Here is a 22,859-nt window from a genome sequence, read left to right as displayed (position 1 = left end):
GCCTTTATCAACCAATATATTAATAGATGCTGCAAATTACTTCGCCGCCTACATTTTGAGCTTTGGCTTCCTTATCGGTCATTACACCTTTGGAAGTAGAGATGATAGCTATACCTAAACCATTCTTCACACGTTTAAACTCTTCTGGTTTAGCATATTGACGTAAGCCTGGACGGCTGATACGGTGCAATTCCTGTATAGCAGGTACTTTAGTCTGAGGATCGTATTTCAATGCGATCTTGATAACACCTTGTTTGTTATCTTCTTCAAACTTGTACTTCAGGATATAACCTTTATCGTACAGTATTTCAGTAATACGTTTTTTCAGCTTGGATGCCGGAATTTCAACGATCCGGTGAGTGGCCATTTGCGCGTTCCGGATTCTTGTCAGGAAGTCTGCTATTGGATCAGTAACCATTGTTTCTGTTTTGCTTAATGTTTTACAATGCGATATCCAGTCAGTAATAGATAGGAATCAATTCAAATAACTGTTTACGGTCAGTCTTTACAGGTGGCAGGAACTGCATCGCTGTAAAAGTACCGGCGCAATAGTGCTTACCAGCTGGCTTTTCTAACGCCAGGGATTTTACCTGCCAGTGCGAGGTCACGGAACATGTTTCTGCACAGACCAAAGTGACGCATGTAGCCCTTAGGACGACCGCTCAGCTGGCATCTGTTGTGCAGACGAACCGGAGATGCATTTTTAGGTAGTTTGTCCAAAGCTGCATAATCGCCTTCTGCTTTCAGTGCAGCGCGTTTTTCAGCAAATTTGGCTACCATTGCTTCCCTTTTCCTTTGTCTGGCTTTTACGGATTCTCTTGCCATAATTTTATTTAGGTTTCAGACTACTGCTCCCAGTTTGCCAGGATACCTGGTTAGCTGCGAGCCTTCATCTATTTATACTTAGTTTTGGTTATCTTTTTTCATGTTTCTGAATGGCATACCCATTTCTTTCAGCAGCTCGTAAGCTTCTTCATTGGTATTTGCCGTAGTAACAAAAGTGATATCCATACCGGTCATCCGGGTTACTTTATCGATGTCAATTTCCGGGAAAATGATTTGTTCTGTGATACCCATGGTATAGTTACCACGGCCATCGAACGCTTTTTCGTTCACCCCTTTAAAGTCGCGCACGCGGGGAAGGGATACAGCGATCAAACGATCCAGGAAATCATACATATTAGTACTGCGCAGTGTAACGCGTGCACCAATAGGCATGTGTTTTCTCAACTTAAAGTTGGAAATATCTTTCTTAGACATGGTAGCGATAGCTTTCTGACCAGCAATACGGGTCATTTCGTCTACTGCAACGTCTACTAATTTCTTATCACCAACCGCACCATTGATACCTTGGTTCAGGCAGATTTTCACCAGGCGGGGTACCTGCATTACACTTTTGTAATTGAATTTTTTCATCAGAGCAGACACCACTTCTTCGCGGTATTTAGTCTGCAACCTTGGGATATATGTAGTGTTTGCCATTATTTGATTACCTCCCCTGATTTTTTAGCGATACGAACTAATTTTCCGTTTTCTCTCTGCCTGTTTACTTTGGTAGGTTTACCAGCCTTCGCATCCCACAACATTACGTTAGAAATAGCAATAGGAGCTTCCTGCTTTACAATACCACCTTTGGTATTCTGTGCAGTAGGCTTGGTGTGTTTGGTGATAATATTAACACCTTCCACCAGGATACGGCCTGCCTCAGGAAGCATTTCCAGCACTTTGCGTGGTTTGGTCCTGTCCTTGTCGTCGCCGGCAATTACCGCTACCAGGTCGCCTTTCTTAATGTTGAACTTAGGCTTGAATCTAGTTTTCATTACTTTGTTTGTTTATAAACGCCAAGCGAAACATTGGTTTCGCTTGATTAATTGTTTTTCTCGTTTTGGAAACGGGCTGCAAAGATAAGTGATAAAGCTGAAAGCACAAAGCGTTAAGCCTAATTTGACAATTTCCGGCTTTTGGGCCCCTCCGTTTCCGGATTTATGCTTTCAGCTTTCAGTTGCTTACAACACTTCAGGTGCCAGGGATATAATTTTCATATATCCTTTGTCCCTCAGTTCACGGGCCACTGGTCCGAAAATACGGGTACCGCGGGGCTCGTCTGAGTTATTCAGCAATACAACGGCATTGTCGTCAAAGCGGATATAAGAACCGTCTTTCCGGCGTAATTTGTTTTTAGTTCTAACAATTACAGCCTTTGTAACTGTTCCTTTCTTAACGCCACCACCAGGAATAGCATCTTTTACGGTCACCACAATCCTATCGCCTACTTTAGCATAGTCCTGGCCGGAGTTGCCTAATACACGGATGCAGAGTACTTCTTTAGCACCGCTATTATCAGCAACATTCAGCCTTGATTCTTGTTGTATCATCGTAATGAGTTTTGTCTTGTTCTTTGTTTAGTCAGCGGCTGGACCCGGGAACACCGGTATACAGCTTGAAACAATAATAAATTATTTTACCTTCTGGATTACTTCCACCATTCTCCAGCATTTGTTTTTGCTCAGAGGACGGGTTTCCATAATTTTTACGATATCGCCTATGCTGCACTCATTCTTTTCATCGTGCGCCATAAACTTGGTAGTTTTCTTTACGAACTTACCATAGATCGGGTGTTTTACCTTACGCTCAACGGCTACGGTAACAGTTTTATCCATTTTATTGCTGGATACAACTCCGGTCCTGGTTTTTCTTAATTTTCTTTCGATCATTTTGAAAGTATTTTTACCTTTCCACACCTCCCGGCAGGGAAGCTATAAATGTGATTATATTCAGTACTGATCAATCCAGGCCCCCGGGAGGGCAAGGATTAAAGCCCTAATTGTCTTTTACGCAATTCAGTGTTCATACGCGCGATATCACGTCTTACCCCACGAATGATCATTGGGTTTTCGATAGGCGTAATCGCATGACTGAAGGAAATTTTCTTCAAGCGTAACTCTTCCGCAGAGATTTTCTCTCTCAGGTCTTGCTCGCTCAGGCCTTTCAGATCCAGCTTTTCTTTTGCCATTGTATTATGTTTGTTTCAGGTTTCTGGTGGCAGACGGATCAGCCATCCAGTGTATGTGATTTATTGACTATCCGGGTAATTAAGCTACGTAGTCGCGGCTCATTACGAATTTTACTTTGATAGGCAGTTTCTGAGCAGCCAATTCCATTGCTTCTTTAGCAACTTGCATGGATACGCCGTCTGCTTCAAATAAAATTCTGCCGGGCTTCACTACTGCTGCCCAATGGTCAGGAGCACCTTTACCTTTACCCATCCTCACTTCTAATGGCTTAGCAGTAATAGGTTTGTCAGGGAAAATGCGGATCCATACGTTACCTTCACGTTTCATGTGTCTGGTAAGCGCTACCCTCGCAGCTTCAATCTGCCTGTCAGTGATCCACTTAGGTTCTAATGCTTTAAGACCGAAAGTACCAAAGGAAAGTGCAGCACCACGCTTGGCATTTCCCTTGATGCGGCCTTTATGCATCTTCCTGTGTTTCGTCCTCTTTGGCTGTAACATTGTCTATGTTGTTAATGTTAATAGTAATTTGTTAATCCTTTCTCGCCGGTATTACCCAACGTATTATCTGCGGCCGCCGCCACGGTGTTCTCCACCACCTCTTCTGTCACCACCGCGCTCTCTTCTGTCGCCATGATCTCTTCTTTCACCACCGTGATCACCTGGTCTTCTTTCACCACCGCGGTTATCACCTTCTTTACCGGTGAGTACGTTAGGGTTAAGATCGCGCTGACCCAGTACTTCACCTTTACAGATCCATACCTTGATACCTATTTTACCATAAACGGTTAAAGCAAACAGGGAAGCGTAATCAATGTCCATACGGAAAGTGTGCAAAGGTACACGACCTTGCTTCATTTCTTCTGAACGGGCAATTTCAGCACCACCTAAACGGCCACTGATTTTTACCTTGATACCTTCAGCTCCCATTCTCAGGGCAGTTGCAATCGCCATTTTAATAGCACGCTTGTAGTTAATACGGCTTTCTATTTGTTTGGCAATTGTTTCTGCTACGATATTGGCATCCATTTCAGGACGGCGGATTTCCAGAATGTTGATCTGTACATCTTCCTTGCCGGTCAATTTCTTCAGCTCTTCCTTGATGCGATCAACTTCATTACCACCTTTACCTATAATGATACCAGGTTTAGAAGTATGAACTGTGATAATCAGCTTACCCAAAGTTCTTTCGATCACAACACGTGAAATACCACCTTTATTAATACGGGCATTCAGGTAAGTTCTGATCTTGTTATCTTCGATTAGCTTGGTAGCGTAATCTTTTTTGCTACCATACCAATTGGAGTCCCATCCTCTGATGATACCTAACCTGTTACCAATAGGATTTGTTTTCTGACCCATGTTCCTGGTTTATATGAGTTTAATACTTTAAATTTCTACTATTTAGCTACCTTTTCTTCGGCCACCACACGGCTGTCTACAACAATCGTTACGTGGTTGCTTCTTTTACGGATACGGTATCCTCTTCCTTGCGGAGCAGGGCGCATTCTTTTCAGGATACGGCCACCGTCTACAAAAATAGTTTTCACATGAAGATTAGCATCCTCAACCCTTGCACCTTCATTCTTCACTTTCCAGTTAGCAATGGCAGATACCAACAGCTTTTCCAGAGGTACGCTTGGGTGCTTAGGATGGAATTTCAAAATATTCAAAGCCTTTTCCACATCCAAACCACGGATCAGATCTGCCAGCAAACGCATTTTGCGGGTAGATGTAGGATTATTACTAAGCTTAGCTACTGCTTCCATTGTTATTAAATTTCTTATTTATTGTTTGATGTTCGATGTCTGATGTTTGACGTTTGATACTATCACCAGCAACTTCAAACCTCAAACTCTCAAACTATAATTACTACATTTTCTTGTTTGCGTGTCCTCTGAAATTGCGTGTCGGCGCAAATTCACCCAGTTTATGACCAACCATAAATTCCGTTACATAAACAGGAATAAATTTGTTGCCATTGTGTACTGCGAAGGTGTGACCTACAAAATCAGGAGTGATAGTAGACCGACGGCTCCAGGTCTTGATTACAGACCTTTTGGTGCCCTCATTCATTTTTTCTACTTTCTTCTCTAATTTAAAGTCGATGTAAGGACCTTTTTTAATGGAACGAGCCATGTTTTCTTATTTATAGTTTTTCTACCCGGGCTCCGCAATTACTTCCGGAACCCGGATTTCAAAATATTATAATTTTTTACCGTTTTTTCTGCTGATGATCAGCTTATCAGAACTCTTATGCGGTTTCCTTGTTTTCAGACCTTTCGCATATTTACCAGTTCTGGATCTTGGATGGCCTCCGGAAGATTTACCTTCACCACCACCCATTGGGTGATCTACCGGGTTCATGGCTACACCACGAACGCGTGGACGGATACCTCTCCATACGTTGGCACCAGCTTTACCGATGGATTCCAGCGCGTGATCAGAGTTAGAAACAGTACCAACAGTTGCTTTACAAGTGCTTAACACCTTGCGCAGTTCACCGGATGGCATTTTCAATACGGCATATTTTTCTTCCTTGTTCGACAACTGTGCATAAGTACCGGCACTTCTTGCGATCGCGGCACCTTTACCAGGTTGCAGTTCAATGTTATGTACCACAGTACCCAGTGGCATGTTCTTTAACGGTAAAGCGTTACCCACTTCCGGAGCAGCATCTGCACCACTGGATACGGTAGTACCTACCTGTAAGCCTTGTGGGGCAATGATGTAACGTTTTTCACCATCAGCATACACTACCAGCGCGATAAATGCACTACGGTTAGGATCATATTCAATGGTCTTAACAGTTGCCGGAATTCCTTCCTTATCACGTTTGAAATCAATGATACGGTAATGTTGTCTGTTACCACCACCTATGTAACGCATAGACCTGCGGCCCTGCGCGTTTCTACCACCGCTTTTGGACAGTGGCTCCAGGAGGCTCTTCTCAGGGGTATCCGAAGTCAGCTCTGCATAAGCATTGCCTATTTTCCAACGGGTACCGGCTGTCATCGGTTTGAATTTCTTCAGTGCCATTACTTCCTAAAAAGTTAAATGTTAATTATTAATTATAAAGTGATCTGCATATACATCCATCAATCCCGCATTGCTGCGGTATTGCGCACTATATGTTAGCATACAGATCTATAGTTTCTCCTTGGGCCAGGGTTACCACTGCCTTTTTATAAGAAGGCTTTTTCCCTGATATAAAACCAGCTTTAGTAAAGCGGGTCTTAGCTTTACCCGGCATTACCATGGTATTCACGTCTCCAACAGTCACACCATAAAACTCTTCCACTGCTTTCTTGATCTCCAGCTTGTTGGCTTTTTTGTCAACGATGAAGTAGTAGCGGTTAAATTTATCGGTGGCTTTGTTCACCTTTTCAGATACCACTGGTTTGATTAAAACGTCTGAAAGTCTCATCTTGTATAGCGTTTAGCTATTAGCGGTTAGCGCTTAGCTTGTTTTTTGTATTTGATTTCTCGCTTATCTGTATTGCTGCCAATGACAACAATGTTTACGCTTCTGCTGCAATTGGCTCTTCTGTAAAGATTTTAGCAGCACTTTCTGTAAACACCAGGTAGTTACTGTTCATGATGTCATAAGTATTAACATCACTGAGCATAGTACCAGCCACAGTAGGAATGTTTCTTAAAGACAGGTAAACATTGTCATTGTATTCTGGTAAAATGAACATGGTCTTTTTACCGGCTACATTGATGTTTAAGTTCTTCAGGATGCTTACAAACTGTTTAGTCTTTGGTGCATCAAATTTCACATCTTCCAATACGATAATGCTGTTTTCTTTAGCTTTTACAGAAAGGGCAGAGATCTTAGCCAGATCTTTCACTTTCCTGTTCAGCTTAAAGGCGTAGCTATGAGGCTTAGGCCCGAAGATGGTACCACCACCTTTGTACAGTGGGTTACGGATGTTACCTTTACGGGAACCACCGGTACCTTTTTGTTTGTGCAGTTTACGGGACGCACCCTTCACTTCTGCTCTGGTTTTCACCTTATGCGTACCTTGGCGCTGAGCGGCCAGGAATTGCTTTACAGCCAGGTAGATCACGTGGTTGTTCGGTTCTACACCAAATATCTCTTCAGGAAGCTCAATAGATCTTCCGGTTTTCTTACCTTCTATATTAAAAATATCGACTTGCATGTTACTTCTGGATTAAAACGATTGAACCATTGTGGCCGGGAACGGAACCACTTACCAGGATATAATTCTTTTCAGGGAATATCTTCAGGATCTTTAAGCCTTTCACTTTCACTCTTTCGTTACCAGTTTGGCCTGCCATGCGCATACCCTTAAATACACGGGAAGGATAAGAAGAACCACCAATAGAACCAGGAGCCCTGCTTCTGTCGTGCTGGCCGTGGGATGCTTCACCCACACCGCTGAAGCCGTGGCGTTTTACAACACCCTGGAAACCTTTACCTTTGGAAGTGCCTACGATGTCTACAGTTTCGCCTTCTGCAAATATTTCGCAGGTGATAGATTCACCAAGGGCTTTTTCAACATCTGGGTTACGTAATTCTTTTACAAAACGTTTGGGAGAGGTGCTTGCTTTCGCGAAGTGATTCAATTCTGCCTTTGTGGTGTTCTTTTCTTTCTTTTCTCCGAAAGAAACCTGAATAGCGGTGTAACCGTCAGACTCCTGGGTCTTAACCTGTGTTACAACGCATGGACCTGCTTCGATAATGGTACAAGCTGTTTGCTTACCATTGGCCTCGAAGATACTGGTCATACCAATCTTTTTACCAATAATACCTTTCATTTGTTATATGATTTTACCCAGCGCCTGGGGGTGTTCTTGCTCTCCCCAGGATGGGCGGTTTAAATACTTTATTGGGCGGCCACCCGGAAGGTGTGACCTATTATACGTTACAAAATACCTCAAGTGGGCCTTTTACCCACTTCTGAAGTCCTATGCTTTAATTTCCACTTCAACCCCAGAAGGTAAATCGAGCTTACTCAGCGCGTCTACAGTTCTGGAAGAAGACGTATAAATATCCAGTAAACGCTTGTGCGTACATAACTGGAACTGCTCGCGCGCTTTCTTATTTACGTGCGGAGAACGCAGTACCGTAAAAATCTTCTTCTCTGTGGGTAAAGGTATTGGACCTGTTACCACGGCACCCGTGTTTCTCACGGTTTTAACGATCTTCTCAGCAGACTTGTCTACCAGGTTATGATCGTAGGACTTCAGCTTGATTCTTATTCTCTGAGACATATGCAATGAACTTCTTCTTTTTTTCCCTTTACAATTTGGGAGGGCAAAGGTAATTTGTTTTTTTTATTCGGCAAACAATTTTGAGAAGAAATCAGGAAGATAGGTGGATAAAAGCAGTTATTACTCCTCAATCCCAGGGCTTTTCATCTTATTGGGCATGCTGACGGGGTGTCACAAATCGTTGATACTCTATGTCTTAATAAAATTATCCACAGGCTTATCGCCCTCTAAATAGTCCCTGATTATTTTTTAAATCTTTTTACGCATTTTTTCAAACCAGGGAAACAAATATAGAAAAAGAGATGGAAAAGCCATCATTTTGCACATTTATTTTTCCGCGATTTTATCCACCGCCACCCCATTATCCACATTCCTCAAACAACACCTCCTCCCTCCCCGTTTTCCATGAAAAAAGGCTGCCTTCCATCATCGGAAAAACAGCCTTTTTTGAGTACAATAAAATTTAGCGTACTGAGCCTGATTTACTTAGAATGGTAAACCAGTGCCCCCCAGTAAGGATTTAACCAATCCCAGTACTAATGCTAACAGTTGATTCAGCAAGTCCATAATGTACGGTTTTTCATAAGTTTCCGCCTACTCTCTTAATTTGGTTTTCGGCAATCCCAAAAGTTCAATGTGTATAAAGCACGCTTTAAAATTAGGAGCAATTATTAATAATAATGTCATTCATTTTATTCATTATCAATGCTTTCAGACCGGCTGTTCATTGCATGAAGGCACCGGATATCCGCTTAACCTGTAGTATAAAAAAACTCCAGAACAAATGCCTGGAGTTCATAAGGGTGTTAGACAACCTCTTTCTTAATACCGGGGCTATTAAAGACCTCCGGTTAAAGATTTCAAAAGTGCCAATAATGTTTGCAACAATCTGCTAAGAAAATCCATGTTGAACATTTTTAGGATATGGTTATACCTACTCTGTTTCTTTGGTTTTCGGCAATCCCAATTAACTATATGCACATTAAACTTAGCACTAATATAGGAGGTATTGTTTATAAGGAGGTCATTCATTCCATTCATTTTCAATAAGTTCAATTCATTCTATTCAGCATTTTAATGGTAGTTCCATTCACCCAATATCAGACTCCCCCTTTTCCCATCCGGCATGATCCCACCAGCTCCCCGCCACCATCATTCCCAATATCCTCCCACCCACCCTTTCCGGCTCCTTACCCCTGCCTCCTCCATTTCCAGGCACAAAAAAAGCTCCGGACTACCGGAGCTTCAACCAAAAAAACTGTGGTTAAACCTCAATATTTCACTACCTCAAAGTGAAATAATTTTATAGCCCACCAGCTACAATGCTTACAAACTTTAACACAGCTGCTAAAATAGTGCTTAACATAGAAAAGGTTTTAGGGTGAATTGAGCCTACTCTATTTATTTGGTTTTCGGCATTCCCAATAAGCGGCCAATATTGGCAACGCTCCCGCTAAAATAAGGGCTAATGGTGATAATCGCGCCATTCAGTTTATTCACTTAATATGCAGATAATCATTTCGTTCAGCAGTTATTAACAACTACTCCTCCCCCTTTTCAGTACCCCATCTTTGTAATGCTACCCACAAAAAAAGCTGCCAGTACACTGACAGCTTTCTTTATAAAAACGGTAGTATTTTAACTGCTTAGCGCTGCTCCTCCCGGATAATCTGTTTAGCTTTTGCAGTAGGTAAGTAAATCTGGAAGCCTAAGTTAAAGCCCAGCTGGTTAGAAGTAACAGAATTACCAAAACCAACAATCAGATCATACTTTACCAATGCTTCCAAAGCCACATTTGGCGTAATAAAATAAGCCAGACCAGGTCCTGCTCCAAGGTTTAATCCATTTGTAGAAGCCCCGCTTGCCGGATTAGTTCCTGCAAAACCTGCATTCGCTTCCACAAAGAAACGAGCTCTCTTCGAAAACTCCAGCTTCTTTACATTCTTATCATTGATGAAATAACGTCCAAATGCACCAATGCCATAATCTACTGTAGAGCCGGCACCTTTTGCAGTGGAAAGCCCGAAGTTTACATAACCTCCCAAGGCCAGATCATCCTTAATAAAATACCCTAGTTTTGGTGTCAGATTAAAATCAAATTTGGTGCTGCCTTTCTGAAAATTAAAGCCAAAGTTAGTAAGGTCGCCCCCTACCATTAAATTGCCTTTCTGGGTTTGTGCCATGGCTGTGGATCCAAACAACATTGCAAACATGACAAGGGTTAAGTGACAAATTTTTTTCATAATCTTAATTTTAGTTTTAACAAATAAACGCTGCTGTAATAACTATTTCCATGCAAAAAGGTTGTACAATGATTTGCTTCTCACACAGTGAAATATTACTATAGATAAACATGAACTGAACAAAAAGAGCTACTTGTGACAGGTTGGGGATAATGGGGATACATGACCATTTACACACAGGGCATTCATTCACAGGAACGTATATGAAACGTTTACACAAAAGTACTGTAAATGAAGCTAATAAACATACATCTTAGCATAAAAATATAAAAAAACAGTCCGGTCACTTTTTGTAAAAAATATCTCCGTTTGCTACACAAACTGTGCTCCTCATATATAAATGATCCTATTGTACGTTTTATTAGTAAGTAAACTGTATATACCAATGAAGCCCCTTCAATATCTTTCCTTGCTACTTCCCATTATCCTTTGGGTAATGCTACTACCAACTGCCTCCTGCAAAAAAGAGGCCAAACCACCTGCCCGGGACGAAGAATGGCCAGCAGACAGCATCCGTACAGTAGTTGAAGGACTTAATTTCCCCTGGGAAATACACTGGGGGCCAGATGACCACATATGGATGACGGAAAGAAATGGACAGATCAGCCGCATTGTCCCCAAAACGGGTCAGGTAATCCCACTGCTTAGGATCAGCGAGGCAAAGGCAATGGGAGAAGGTGGCCTGCTTGGCATGACTTTACACCCTGATTTTAATACCCAACCCTATGTATATGTGATCTATAATTACGATAAAAGCGGGACCTATACAGAAAAAGTAGTCCGCTATACCTACGGGAACGGCGCTCTTTCCTCCCCGGTTACACTGCTGGACAACATAAACGCGGGCAATATCCACAATGGTGCCCGTTTGCTGATCAGTACAGGAGCTGCTCCAAAACTATGGATCTCTACCGGAGATGCCGGCCAATCGGCTGTTGCCCAAAATACGGCTGCTCCCAATGGGAAAATACTCCGGATCAACCTGGATGGCAGCATTCCGGCTGATAATCCATTCCCCAACAACCCTGTATGGAGCTACGGACACCGCAATCCCCAAGGGCTGGTACAAACTGATAACACGCTGTACAGCTCAGAACATGGGCAAAATATTGAAGATGAGGTAAATATCATTGAGAAACAACGCAACTACGGCTGGCCCAATGTGGAAGGGCCCTGCGATCAACCGGGCGAAGCCACCTTCTGTAATGCCAACAATGTAAAACAACCTGTATGGTCTTCCGGAAACAGTACCGTAGCTACCTCCGGGATGGATTACTATAACCATGACCGCATCCCGCAATGGAAAAATTCCCTGCTCCTGACCACCCTGAAAGGCCGGCGCCTCTATCAGCTAAAACTAGGGGCAGATGGTAAAAGTGTTACCGGTACAACAACTTATTTTACGAACGCCTTTGGCCGTCTGCGCGATGTCTGTATATCCCCTGCCGGCAGGGTATACCTGTGTACCAGCAATGGCGGAAATGCGGATAAAGTGGTGGAAATCAGCTATTAGCTTCCAAAAAATCCCGATGTGCACAAAACTGGCCTTGCTGCTGTAAAAATTGTAAGAAGCCCTCCATCTTATCCCGCATTTTATTACCGGACATACGGCTGATATAGCCAGGCAGGGAATAACCCTCCAGCTCGGCCAGCTCCCAGGGATGGAAGTAAAAAGAGAGGTATTTATCGCGTTTAAGGATCGTTTTACTGAAATGCCGGGACATCCATAAAGGGGCGTTTTTTACACTCAACCAGAATACAGGATACCGGCAGATGGGAGATACGGAAGAAGGAATAATCCACATTTCTTTTTCGCGGAACAGGGTTCTTGGCAGGTGCCAGTTGTTATAACGTCCTGGCATCCAGGTGGGGTTTACAGAAGCATCGTAGGTGTATCCGGCTGCTTTTAATGCGGTCATATTTACCTGGCGTAGCCGCGGCATCCTGAACCCGTATACCTGCTGTCCGCTGATTTCCTGCAATGCCAGCCTGGAACTCTCCAGGTCTGATTCCTTGAAACTGCTATGGTAATAAGCGTGGGAGGCGATTTCATGTGTTGCTGCCATTTGCCTGACCAGCTCCGGATAATGCTGCGCCCAATAAGCAGTGATAAAAAAAGTAGCCCGTACATGGTACCGTTCAAACAATTCCAGGGTCCGCTCCAGGCCACGCCTGGATACTTCCAGCTTCTCCTGCAAAGGTACCTGCTGCCCAAACTCTTCGGGGATATCAAATTCCTCCACATCTACACTAATCAACAACTTTTTGTCCGGCTTCATAAATTTTAACCCTGATTGGCAGCTATAATACGCAGATAATTTCTAAATTCTTTCAATAACAGCTTTATTTTAAAAGAAGAAAAGCGGATGCCTGCCCTGCAGTGCACGGTTACCGGAGCAATACGCAGCTGGCGGCTTTTCCCGGCGCGGTACATAAACTCACTGTCATACAAAAAACCATCTATTTTGGTAGACAGCAGTACTGCTTTGCCATATTTATTAAACCCTTTTAAACCTGCCTGGGCATCTGCTACTTTCAGCTGTAATACATACTGGTTCATCATCCGGCTGATACGGGTTATAATACGCCTTTTCCGGGGCAAACGGTCCAGATAGGCGGCCCCCCTTTCTCCGGCTACTACATCTGCGCCGGATAACAATTTATCATAGGCATGTTTAACCGCCTCTACGCCAAAAGGAAAATCAAGGTCGGTATATACCTGCAGGTCATACCGGGCCATTTTTACCCCTTCCCGCACAGCATAACCTTTCCCCCTGTTAGCAGCATAATTCACGACTATTATGCCCGGAATCACCGTTTCCAGCTGAAAAATCTGTGCAGCAGTAAAGTTTTGGGTAGAACCATCGTTCACCACGATCAGCTGTATAGGTACATGCTCCATGAGCTGTTGTACTTCCTGGTAATGCTGGGCCAGCATGTTTACCCAATTGTCAGACGGATTCCAGCAGGGTAAAATGAGATCCAGACCGGCGGTATTTACCAATAACGCATCCGGTCCGGAAACTCCAGCTGTAGGTGTAGATGATAAAGCTAGTACAGACATATCGGTCAATTGGTATATAAAAAGCTACCAGAGCATGGTTATTCTACCTATTGACGTATATATGCCGGGTATCCCCCTAGCCGGGATTAAAAAAAAGAAAAAGTTATTAAAAAGCGGAAGGGTTACCCTGCGGGAAGCAGGATAACCCTTCTGTTATTTACAATCAACCTTGCGGTCAATTAGGCATTCACTTTACCTTTTACTTTAGCGATCACTTCTTCTGCAATGTTGTTAGGTGCAGGAGCATAGTGAGAGAATTCCATTACGGAAGAAGCACGTCCGGAAGACAGGGAACGCAATTGCGTTACGTAACCGAACATTTCCTTCAATGGCACTTTCGCCTTGATCACCTGTAAACCTGCTCTTGACTCCATACCTTCCAGCATACCACGACGACGGTTCAGGTCACCTGTTACATCCCCCATGTACTGGTCAGGAGTGCTTACTTCTACTTTAAAGATAGGCTCCAGCAATACCGGTTTAGCTTTGCGTGCTGCTTCACGGAAAGCCGCTTTAGCACACAATTCAAATGACATCGCATCAGAATCCACCTGGTGGAAAGAGCCATCAAATAAACGAACACGCAAGTTATCCAGCGGGTAGTTAGCCAGTACACCTTGTGTCAGTGACTGCTCAAAACCTTTCTGAATAGCCGGGATAAACTCCTTAGGAATGGAACCACCAAAGATGTCGTTCACAAACTGCAGTTGTTTACCTTCGTTTGCTTTCAGCCATTCTCCTTCTGCAGGCCCGATCTCAATCTGAATGTCCGCGAACTTACCACGACCACCAGTTTGTTTCTTGAATATTTCACGGTGCTCAATAGTTTGAGTCAGCGCTTCCTTAAATGCTACCTGAGGTTCACCTTGGTTTACTTCTACCTTGAACTCACGACGCATACGGTCAACGATGATTTCCAGGTGCAGCTCACCCATACCACTCAGTACAGTCTGACCAGTTTCCTCATCAGTCTTCACTTTCAGGGTCGGATCTTCTTCTACCAGCTTGGCAATAGCCATACCCATTTTATCAACGTCTGCCTGCGTTTTAGGCTCAACAGCAATGGAGATTACCGGTTCTGGGAAAGTCATTGTTTCCAGTACGATCGGATTGTCCTCATTACAAAGGGTGTCACCGGTTTTGATATCTTTAAAACCAACAGCAGCTCCGATATCACCAGCTTCGATGAAATCAATAGGATTCTGCTTGTTAGCGTGCATTTGCATAATACGGCTGATACGCTCATTTTTACCGGTACGGGTATTCAATACATATGACCCCGCATCCAGGTGACCGGAATAAGCCCGGAAGAACGCCAGACGGCCTACGAAAGGATCGGTCATGATCTTAAACGCCAATGCTGCAAATGGTTCTTTAGCATCTGGTTTACGCTCAATTTCCTCACCGGTATCAGGATTGGTACCTTTTACTGCTTCCAGATCCATTGGAGAAGGCAGGTAGCGGCAAACGGCATCCAGCATTTTCTGAACTCCCTTGTTCTTGAAAGAAGATCCGCACATCATCGGAATGATAGCGATATCGATGGTAGCTTTACGGATAGCTTCGTGGATCTCAGCTTCAGAAATAGAATTAGGATCTTCGAAGAATTTTTCCAGCAGCTTGTCATCATACTCTGCTACTGCTTCTACCAGCTTAGCTCTCCATTCTTCTGCCTCATCTTTCATGTCAGCAGGAATTTCAATCTCCTGGTAAGTAGCTCCTTTACCTTCTTCATCCCAGATAATACCTTTCATGGTGATCAGATCTACTACTCCTTTAAAAGAGTCTTCTGCACCAATAGGCAATACCAATGGAACGGGGTTAGCACCCAGCATTTCCCTTACCTGTTTTACCACGTTCAGGAAGTCGGCACCGGAACGGTCCATTTTGTTAACAAAACCGATACGGGGTACACGGTAACGGTTAGCCTGGCGCCAAACGGTTTCAGACTGAGGCTCTACACCGGATACAGCGCAGAATAACGCTACCAGACCATCCAGTACACGCAGGGAACGCTCTACCTCTACGGTAAAGTCCACGTGACCCGGAGTATCAATGATGTTAAATTTATACTGTTTGGTATCGGCAACCTGCTTACCCTGAAGGGTAGGGAAATTCCAGAAACAAGTGGTTGCAGCAGATGTAATGGTAATACCTCTTTCCTGCTCCTGTGCCATCCAGTCCATGGTAGCCCCGCCTTCGTGAACCTCACCTATTTTGTGGGTTTTACCTGTATAATACAGGATACGTTCTGTGGTAGTGGTTTTACCCGCATCAATGTGCGCTGCAATACCAAAGTTCCTTTGAAATCTTAAGTCTGCCATAATATTAAAATGACTATGTAATAATGCAATTTGGGGGGCAAAGGTAACTTATTTTTACCAATAAATAAAACTCCCCGCTTTGCCAAATTGTTATTTCTTCTTAACAAGCCTTTTTCCCTCATTTTATTGGTAAATACCGCTTTTTATCCCGAAAAGACCACTTTTATACCAAATTCAACCGAAAACTAAATACCGGGTGAAAAATAATTTGTTTTCTATTATATTTGTACATATATATGCAGGTTTACCAAATAACGTCCCCAAACGTTGCCCCCTGCTTCCATGTTATGATTTGTGAAGAACCAAAATAAAATTAATACCATATATAAAAACTATTTGCGAACAGAACTAAAATACGAGCACATTACCATCAGAAAGATTACCGAATACCATCAACAGATTGTCTTTAAGCATCATTGATCCCGGATCAACCCAAAAACATCTCAAATATCATGAAATCAAACTGTACGTCTTACAGGGGATACCCCCATGTGGTGTTAACTCCCCATTATCTCTCGGCTGCTTCTCCACCTGTTGTAAACAGGTGGTAACAAGTATCAGATAACCCTGATGGTTACCAATACTTAACGCTTTTTGCTGTGTATAATACATGGCAGGGGATTTTATGTGCCAAACGATCACGCACACACGCTATCACCCGGCTATCCGGATTGTTTCACCTAACCCGTTTCCAATATGAAACTGATCTACCATTCCTGCAAAATCCTGTTGCTCTTTACCGGCCTGCTCCTGTTGTCTTACGGAGCCCGGGCACAATTACTGCTCAACCGACAGGTAGTGGCCAGCAGCGGCGGCAGCAACACAGTCAACAACATTCTATTTGAGTACACAATAGGCGAAGCTGCTGTAATGACCTTATCCCAGGGCAGCATGATACTTACGCAGGGATTCAACCAACCGGAAGTATTGCCCAAGCAACCTCCCGGAGCAAATCCGGTGTTGAGCTACATGCTGTATCCTAACCCTGCCGCCACTACGCTGAAAATAGAATTAGATCTCCTGACAGATGCAACGGTAACATTCCAGCTGTTTAATACTGCCGGACAATTGGTTTACCAGCAATACAAAGAGTTTGGAGCTGGCAAAGTAATATTTCCTATAGCGGTAAACAGGTTTGCAGCAGGCATCTATACCGTAAAACTAAAAGTAAACGCCAGTGTATTCTTTGAAAAACTGATCATTCAATAAAACCATTTCATACAAATGGACGCCTCCTTTTTTGCTTTTTAAAACCCAACATCATGAAGTATTGTTTTACCATATGCTTTGTTTGCGGTATACTCATAGTACCCCTGCTATCAGTAGCCCAGAAAACACAAAGTCCGGTCAACGTAGGTGCTACCTTCCTGCTGATCAACCCGGATGCACGGAGCGCTGGCATGGGAGATGTCGTAACCGGCATTGAACCCGACCCTAATGCCCTGTTTGGCAATGCCGCTAAACTATTATTTGCGGGCAACTGGGGTATCAGCGCTAACTATTCTCCCTGGATGCGCGATATGAACAACAATAAAAGTAACCTGGGTTATCTGTCGGCTTATAAAACCTGGAACGGTTCCGAAGGTGTAGGGCTGTCCATGAAATTCTTTGATCATGGGCAAATCACTTTCCGGGATGATAATGGTACCATGATGCAAAACTACCATGCAGTAGAATATGCCATTGATGGTACCTATGCCCGTAAACTGGGCGACCACCTGGGTTTGGCACTAACCATCAGGTACATACGTAGCCAGCTGGGTGCCGGTGCATTCAATGGCTTACAACAAAAACCGGGATCTGCCGTAGCGGGTGATGTGGGCCTCTATTACCAGAACTCCGCCGATAACCTCGATTTCGGTAACCGGTATTGTTGGGGCATCAGCTTTACCAATATTGGCACCAAACTGAAATATACGGATGATACCAAACGTCAGACATTCCTCCCTATGAATTTACGTATAGGTGGCGGATATACGTTTGTACATACGCAGGAACATCAGTTTGCACTGGCGGTCGATATCAATAAGCTGCTCGTTCCTACCCCTCCTATCTATAAAGTAGATGCCGGCGGGCAAATCACCAATGAAATTGAAAAAGGCAGAAACCCCGACCGCAGCGTGGCAGAAACTATTTTCTCCTCCTTTACAGACGCTCCCGGAGGCTTCCAGGAAGAATTGCGGGAATTTACAGTGGCTTCCGGACTGGAATATACCTACCAGCACCAGTTCTTTGCCCGGGTAGGTTATTTCTATGAACATCCCAACAAAGGGTACCGCCAACATTTCTCCGCGGGCCTTGGGGTACGTGTAAAGGCGCTCGAACTGGATATGGCCTATCTCATGCCTACAGATGGCAGTCAGCAGGAACGGCGTACCCTGCGTTTCTCCCTGGTATACAATATCTCAAACGATAAATAATTCCCTGATTATCACTCACTGATAAAGCGTTTTTTATGAAAAAAAGCCTCTTACTGATCGCCTTGATAACAGCCACACTCGGCATACAGGCGCAGCAAAAATCCATTGATCGCTTATTCCCGGATTTTGCAAAAGATCAACAACGTGCGAAAGCACTGACCAATAAACATGCGCAGCTTCCCAAAGAAGCTAAAGCAACCCAACAGGAAATAGAAAGTATGATATTTCCCGGCAGCAAATTGCCCGGCAATGCTGCCAGCATTTCACGTAAAAGCTTCGCTCCTGCTCCAGCTGCTGCCAAAACCCAGCAGCTGCCATCAGCAGTCACAGCAGAGGAAGCCACCAAAAACAATGAGGCGAACAATGCGGCTGCCTTAAAAAAAGCAGCCCTTCCTCCCCCGGAACAAGGTGAAGAACCTGCTCCGGCAAAAACCACCACCCCGGTAAAACAACCAGCTTCCCGTAACGTGAATGTGAAAAAACAATAAAACCGATCCAATGAAAAAGTTATTATACCTGTCATCTTTATTCTTAGCCTTGTTTACGCAGGGAGCTTTTGCCCAAAGTGGCCTTGCTGGCATTAACTACCAGGCAGTAGCCCGTAATAATAATGGTACCGTACTGGCCAGTCAAAACCTGACCGTTCGTTTCACCATTCATGGCGGCGCGGCTGCTGGTCCGGTTCAATACCAGGAATCACACACCACCACTACCAATGCACTAGGACTGTTTACCCTGCAATTAGGACGTGGTACACCGCTCAATGGCACCTTCGCAGGAGTGCCATGGGGAGATGCCAATCAATACCTGCAGGTGGAAGTAAATACAGGGGGCGGATTTGCTGACCTCGGGACTTCCCAGCTCATGAGCGTTCCTTTCGCACAATTTGCGGCTAATGGTACAGCCGGACCAGCTGGACCTCCAGGCCCGGCTGGCGCACCCGGAGCAGCTGGACCAATAGGACCTGTAGGACCGGCAGGAGCAGTGGGACCCGTAGGACCTGTGGGACCAGCGGGAGTGCCAGGAGCAGTGGGACCTGTAGGGCCTGTGGGACCAGTAGGGGCACCAGGAGCAGTGGGTCCAATAGGGCCTGTGGGACCAGCAGGAGCACCCGGAGCAGTGGGGCCAATAGGACCTGTGGGACCGGCAGGGGCAGCCGGAGCAGTTGGACCGGTAGGACCTGTGGGACCAGCAGGAGTACCCGGAGCGGTGGGTCCAATAGGACCAGTAGGACCGGCAGGGGTACCCGGAGCGATGGGGCCCATAGGGCCAGCCGGGCCTGTAGGGCCAGCAGGACCTGCGGGATCTATTGCGGGGGCACCGGCTGGCGGAGATCTGAGCGGTACCTATCCTGATCCGGTTATAGCCAACGGCGTAGTTACCCTGGCTAAATTAGCTCCTGGGGTAATACCGGCCGCTCTGCCGCCTAATGGTCCGGCAGGAGGTGACCTGGCAGGTACTTACCCTAATCCCTCCGTAAAAGCCATCCAGGGCAAAGGCGTAAATAATGCAGCGCCGGCAGCCAACGATGTCCTGAAATTTAATGGGGTAGAATGGGCGCCCGGTACAGTAGGAGGTACTTTTGTGTTGCCTTACGCGGCTAACGAGAATAATGCTGCCACGCTTTTCTCTATTGCCAATAGTGGGGATGGTACCTCGCTGGAAGGAGTCAACAATACCACCACTTCCAATATTGCTGCTATCCGGGGTATTGTCTCCAGTACCGGTCCTGGTGGGTTTTCCTCCGCTCTACGGGGTATCAATAATGGTTCCGGTGGCCTGGGGATCGGCGTCTATGGCTCACAGGCTGGCTCCGGATGGGGGGTATACGGTACCACCCCAAATGGCCTGGGGGTGTACGGTAATTCCTCCGCTAATGGTACGGGTGTGTATGCCAACAGTAATACCGGTACAGGTATCACCGGTACCAGCAATAATGGTATTCCTGCCAGTTTTTCCATCTTTAATAATTCCAATAACAATATAGTCGTAAATGCCAATACTGTGGGAAATGGAACGGTGATAAATGCCAGTACCACTGGGAATGGAACGGGAGTTAATGCCACCAGTACCGGAGGTATGGGTGTCAGGGGCACCACAGCTTCACAATCCTCCGCCGGGGTCATAGGCTATAATAATGGCGCTGGTGAAGCAGTGGTGGGCATCACTAACAGCAATATTGCCGGGGCTGTAGTAGGCCGCAATGATGGTGGTGGTTATGGCGTACGGGGTTTTATTGCTACCAACGCAGATAATACCGCAGTGGGCGTATTGGGCCAGGTAGGGCTAAGTAACAGTACCGGTATGGCTGGCAAATTTGAAAACTTTAACAAGACCAATACAGAAGCCAATACTGTAGACGTTGTTTCTATAAGTAATGGTAATATCCCGGATCGCCACACAGGAAATGGCCTAAATGTATTGATTGATAATGCGAATAGTGTATCTGCTGGCATAAGAGGTGAGGTAACAACCATCTTCGGCAACTTCGGAGCTGCTGGTGTAATGGGTGAGTCTTCCGGGACGGGTGGTGTAGCTGGGCTTTTCTACCAATCTAATGCTGCAGGTAATGGCCATGCCCTGATAAGCATTGAGGAAGGTAATGGGAATGCGATCGTTGCCAATGCCAAAAAAGATGGCGATGGTGTGGTAGCTACTGCTAACGGAACTGGCCGGGCTGTATATGGCTGGGTTCCCTCTTTTGGTAAGGGCAGGGCCGGAGAATTCATGATATTCAATGAAGACAATGATAATCCGGTGGTGCTTTCCAAAACCGTAGGGAATGGTAATGCAGGAGAATTTATGGTAGACAGGGTAACGGGTACATCCGCTGCAGTAAAAGGTACGGTCAACAGCCAGTTTGCCAACTTTGGTACAGCTGGTATTTTTGGCGTAAGTGAAGGCACCGGTGGATATGGTGGTTTATTCTACCAGTCCAATCCTGCTGGTAATGGTCCCGCTTTGATAGCCATCGCCAATGGTAATGGTAATGGTATTACTGCCAATGCCGGTGGCAACGGTGATGGTGTAGAAGCTACTGCAGATGGTGCCGGGGCTGCCTTGTTTGCCTGGAAACCTACTTTTGCCAGTGGTATATCCGGCCGGTTTATAAATTATAATGAAACCAACAGTTCTCCCACCGTAAGTGTGGAAAACAGGGGTACGGGCACAGCTTTACTCACCAATCACCGGGGGCCTTCCGGCAATATTGCCGTATTTCAAAGTAATGGCGCCAATGTAGCCCGTATCAATAAAGCAGGCCGGGGCTTTTTCAATGGTAATATGCAGGTAGGTGGTGCAGACCTGGCAGAAGCGTTTGATGTGATCGGACAGATGGCGGATTACGAACCTGGGGATGTACTGGTCATTGCCACCTCAACAGACAGAACCATGGAAAAATCATCCACCCCCTATTCTACCCTTGTAGCGGGTGTATACGCCACTAAACCAGGGGTCTTTCTTACAGAAGGAAACCCACTGGAGGATATCACCGATCAGGTGCCTTTAGGGGTGGTAGGCGTGATTCCTACCAAAGTATGCGATGAAAATGGAGCTATCAAAAGAGGTGACCTCCTGGTTACTGCCAGCCGCGCGGGCTATGCCATGAAAGCCGACCCGGATAAAGTAAAACCCGGACAGGTAATTGGTAAGGCCCTTCAGGCTTTTGAAGGTTCCGGCACCGGGAAGATAAAAGTACTGGTGAATGTTAAGTAATTAGCTTTTAGCTGTTGGCTAATAGCTTTTAGCTGATCGAAGCGTATAAAAAAGCGATGGACTAATATTTAGTCCATCGCTTTTTTATGCCTAAGCCCAGGGCTTACAATTTCTTTCCTTCTATCCTCTAAAAGCTTAAAATAAAAAACGGCGAGCTATCAGCTCACCGTTTAAATATTTATATAAGTTACACTTATGCTTCTATTTCTTTTCGCTTCAATCAGCTAATAGCTAACTGCTCAAAAACTAACTGCTCAAAAATTAGATTCTGAAGTGAGAGAAAGCCTTGTTAGCTTCAGCCATACGGTGTGTATCTTCTTTCTTTTTGAAAGCAGCACCTTCACCTTTGCTGGCAGCTACAATTTCATTTGCCAGTTTCTCAGCCATGCTCTTACCATTTCTTTCACCTGCAAAACGGATCAACCACTTGATGCTCAAAGAGATCTTTCTGTCAGCACGAACTTCAGCAGGAATCTGGAAGGTAGCACCACCAATACGACGGCTTCTAACTTCAACAGCAGGAGTAACATTATTTAATGCCTTTTTCCACACTTCATAACCGTTTTCACCAGTTATCTGGCTCACTTTATCCACCGCGTCGTAGAATATTTTATAGGCAATGCTCTTTTTTCCTTGCTCCATTACGTTATTAACAAAACGGGTAACCAATTTGTCATTGAACCTGGGATCCGGAGCCAGAGGCAACTTTTTCGCAGCTTGCTTTCTCATTTATTTGAAAAATTACAACTATTTACAATGAATTATTTCTTAGCCTTTTCCTTTTTGGTACCATACTTGGAACGGCTTTGTTTCCTGTCCTTCACACCGGCAGTATCCAGAGA

General features: G+C 44.8%; 26 protein-coding genes. 5 read left to right on the top strand and 21 right to left on the bottom strand.

What is annotated here, in order from left to right:
* Nucleotides 1-19: 19 nt before the first annotated feature.
* The 17 genes from rpsH to ABR189_RS24370 all read right to left on the bottom strand — a co-directional run bounded on the left by rpsH (nucleotide 20) and on the right by ABR189_RS24370 (nucleotide 10,495).
* A complete protein-coding gene (gene rpsH / locus ABR189_RS24450) occupies nucleotides 20-418 on the bottom strand; it encodes a 30S ribosomal protein S8 (protein WP_354663121.1) in 399 nt (132 codons plus the stop codon).
* A gap of 137 nt (nucleotides 419-555) precedes the next feature.
* Nucleotides 556-825, bottom strand: a complete 270-nt coding sequence (gene rpsN / locus ABR189_RS24445; RefSeq protein ID WP_354663120.1) for a 30S ribosomal protein S14 — start codon at nucleotides 823-825, stop codon at nucleotides 556-558.
* A gap of 78 nt (nucleotides 826-903) precedes the next feature.
* Nucleotides 904-1,482, bottom strand: coding sequence for a 50S ribosomal protein L5 (gene rplE / locus ABR189_RS24440; protein WP_435575334.1), 579 nt, complete (start codon nucleotides 1,480-1,482; stop codon nucleotides 904-906).
* Complete coding sequence (rplX, locus tag ABR189_RS24435; protein WP_354663119.1) at nucleotides 1,482-1,820, bottom strand: 50S ribosomal protein L24; 339 nt, start codon at nucleotides 1,818-1,820, stop codon at nucleotides 1,482-1,484. Before rplX ends, rplE begins: the two co-directional genes overlap by 1 nt.
* A gap of 186 nt (nucleotides 1,821-2,006) precedes the next feature.
* Nucleotides 2,007-2,375 (bottom strand): 50S ribosomal protein L14, encoded by a 369-nt coding sequence (rplN, locus tag ABR189_RS24430; RefSeq protein WP_354663118.1) that lies wholly within the window; start codon nucleotides 2,373-2,375, stop codon nucleotides 2,007-2,009.
* Between the two features lie 81 nt (nucleotides 2,376-2,456).
* On the bottom strand, nucleotides 2,457-2,714 hold the full coding sequence (gene rpsQ, locus ABR189_RS24425; protein WP_354663117.1) for a 30S ribosomal protein S17: 258 nt from the start codon (nucleotides 2,712-2,714) through the stop codon (nucleotides 2,457-2,459).
* A 98-nt stretch (nucleotides 2,715-2,812) separates the two neighbouring features.
* Nucleotides 2,813-3,013, bottom strand: a complete 201-nt coding sequence (gene rpmC, locus ABR189_RS24420) for a 50S ribosomal protein L29 (RefSeq protein ID WP_354663116.1) — start codon at nucleotides 3,011-3,013, stop codon at nucleotides 2,813-2,815.
* Between the two features lie 79 nt (nucleotides 3,014-3,092).
* Nucleotides 3,093-3,512 (bottom strand): 50S ribosomal protein L16, encoded by a 420-nt coding sequence (gene rplP / locus ABR189_RS24415; RefSeq protein ID WP_354663115.1) that lies wholly within the window; start codon nucleotides 3,510-3,512, stop codon nucleotides 3,093-3,095.
* A gap of 63 nt (nucleotides 3,513-3,575) precedes the next feature.
* Complete coding sequence (gene rpsC / locus ABR189_RS24410) at nucleotides 3,576-4,373, bottom strand: 30S ribosomal protein S3 (RefSeq protein ID WP_354663114.1); 798 nt, start codon at nucleotides 4,371-4,373, stop codon at nucleotides 3,576-3,578.
* 38 nt (nucleotides 4,374-4,411) lie between these two features.
* Nucleotides 4,412-4,780, bottom strand: a complete 369-nt coding sequence (gene rplV, locus ABR189_RS24405; protein WP_354663113.1) for a 50S ribosomal protein L22 — start codon at nucleotides 4,778-4,780, stop codon at nucleotides 4,412-4,414.
* A gap of 103 nt (nucleotides 4,781-4,883) precedes the next feature.
* Nucleotides 4,884-5,150: a 30S ribosomal protein S19 gene (rpsS, locus tag ABR189_RS24400; protein WP_354663112.1), complete on the bottom strand. Its 267-nt coding sequence runs from the start codon at nucleotides 5,148-5,150 to the stop codon at nucleotides 4,884-4,886.
* A gap of 66 nt (nucleotides 5,151-5,216) precedes the next feature.
* Nucleotides 5,217-6,050, bottom strand: a complete 834-nt coding sequence (gene rplB / locus ABR189_RS24395; RefSeq protein WP_354663111.1) for a 50S ribosomal protein L2 — start codon at nucleotides 6,048-6,050, stop codon at nucleotides 5,217-5,219.
* Nucleotides 6,051-6,138: 88 nt separating this feature from the next.
* Nucleotides 6,139-6,438, bottom strand: a complete 300-nt coding sequence (gene rplW / locus ABR189_RS24390; RefSeq protein WP_354663110.1) for a 50S ribosomal protein L23 — start codon at nucleotides 6,436-6,438, stop codon at nucleotides 6,139-6,141.
* 94 nt (nucleotides 6,439-6,532) lie between these two features.
* Nucleotides 6,533-7,177, bottom strand: a complete 645-nt coding sequence (rplD, locus tag ABR189_RS24385; RefSeq protein WP_354663109.1) for a 50S ribosomal protein L4 — start codon at nucleotides 7,175-7,177, stop codon at nucleotides 6,533-6,535.
* A 1-nt stretch (nucleotide 7,178) separates the two neighbouring features.
* Nucleotides 7,179-7,796, bottom strand: coding sequence for a 50S ribosomal protein L3 (rplC, locus tag ABR189_RS24380; RefSeq protein WP_354663108.1), 618 nt, complete (start codon nucleotides 7,794-7,796; stop codon nucleotides 7,179-7,181).
* Nucleotides 7,797-7,946: 150 nt separating this feature from the next.
* Nucleotides 7,947-8,252, bottom strand: a complete 306-nt coding sequence (rpsJ, locus tag ABR189_RS24375; protein ID WP_012789286.1) for a 30S ribosomal protein S10 — start codon at nucleotides 8,250-8,252, stop codon at nucleotides 7,947-7,949.
* Between the two features lie 1,646 nt (nucleotides 8,253-9,898).
* Nucleotides 9,899-10,495, bottom strand: coding sequence for an outer membrane beta-barrel protein (locus ABR189_RS24370; RefSeq protein ID WP_354663107.1), 597 nt, complete (start codon nucleotides 10,493-10,495; stop codon nucleotides 9,899-9,901).
* A gap of 385 nt (nucleotides 10,496-10,880) precedes the next feature.
* Between ABR189_RS24370 and ABR189_RS24365 the strand changes: the two genes are divergently transcribed.
* The gene (locus ABR189_RS24365) at nucleotides 10,881-12,008 is read left to right on the top strand and encodes a PQQ-dependent sugar dehydrogenase (RefSeq protein WP_354663106.1); all 1,128 of its coding nucleotides are present in this window, start codon (nucleotides 10,881-10,883) and stop codon (nucleotides 12,006-12,008) included.
* Here the strand turns inward: ABR189_RS24365 and ABR189_RS24360 are convergent.
* From ABR189_RS24360 to fusA, 3 genes are all read right to left on the bottom strand, one after another.
* Entirely contained in the window at nucleotides 11,998-12,774 is a 777-nt protein-coding gene (locus ABR189_RS24360; RefSeq protein WP_354663105.1) for a polysaccharide deacetylase family protein, read from the bottom strand. The two genes, ABR189_RS24365 and ABR189_RS24360, sit on opposite strands and share 11 nt — an antisense overlap.
* A gap of 5 nt (nucleotides 12,775-12,779) precedes the next feature.
* Nucleotides 12,780-13,559, bottom strand: coding sequence for a glycosyltransferase family 2 protein (locus ABR189_RS24355; RefSeq protein ID WP_354663104.1), 780 nt, complete (start codon nucleotides 13,557-13,559; stop codon nucleotides 12,780-12,782).
* 179 nt (nucleotides 13,560-13,738) lie between these two features.
* Entirely contained in the window at nucleotides 13,739-15,883 is a 2,145-nt protein-coding gene (gene fusA / locus ABR189_RS24350; protein WP_354663103.1) for an elongation factor G, read from the bottom strand.
* Between the two features lie 696 nt (nucleotides 15,884-16,579).
* Between fusA and ABR189_RS24345 the strand changes: the two genes are divergently transcribed.
* Genes ABR189_RS24345 through ABR189_RS24330 form a run of 4 tightly spaced genes read left to right on the top strand, consistent with a single transcriptional unit; the run spans nucleotide 16,580 to nucleotide 22,017 of the window.
* Entirely contained in the window at nucleotides 16,580-17,092 is a 513-nt protein-coding gene (locus ABR189_RS24345; protein WP_354663102.1) for a T9SS type A sorting domain-containing protein, read from the top strand.
* Between the two features lie 53 nt (nucleotides 17,093-17,145).
* A complete protein-coding gene (gene porV / locus ABR189_RS24340) occupies nucleotides 17,146-18,303 on the top strand; it encodes a type IX secretion system outer membrane channel protein PorV (protein ID WP_354663101.1) in 1,158 nt (385 codons plus the stop codon).
* A 35-nt stretch (nucleotides 18,304-18,338) separates the two neighbouring features.
* Nucleotides 18,339-18,791: a hypothetical protein gene (locus tag ABR189_RS24335; RefSeq protein WP_354663100.1), complete on the top strand. Its 453-nt coding sequence runs from the start codon at nucleotides 18,339-18,341 to the stop codon at nucleotides 18,789-18,791.
* A gap of 10 nt (nucleotides 18,792-18,801) precedes the next feature.
* The gene (locus tag ABR189_RS24330) at nucleotides 18,802-22,017 is read left to right on the top strand and encodes a beta strand repeat-containing protein (protein WP_354663099.1); all 3,216 of its coding nucleotides are present in this window, start codon (nucleotides 18,802-18,804) and stop codon (nucleotides 22,015-22,017) included.
* 261 nt (nucleotides 22,018-22,278) lie between these two features.
* Here ABR189_RS24330 and rpsG read toward each other — a convergent pair whose 3' ends face one another.
* A complete protein-coding gene (rpsG, locus tag ABR189_RS24325) occupies nucleotides 22,279-22,746 on the bottom strand; it encodes a 30S ribosomal protein S7 (protein ID WP_354663098.1) in 468 nt (155 codons plus the stop codon).
* Nucleotides 22,747-22,859 lie beyond the last annotated feature (113 nt).

This window comes from Chitinophaga sp. H8 (assembly GCF_040567655.1).
Lineage (GTDB): Bacteria > Bacteroidota > Bacteroidia > Chitinophagales > Chitinophagaceae > Chitinophaga > Chitinophaga defluvii.
This window is presented reverse-complemented; position numbering and strand designations above follow the sequence as displayed.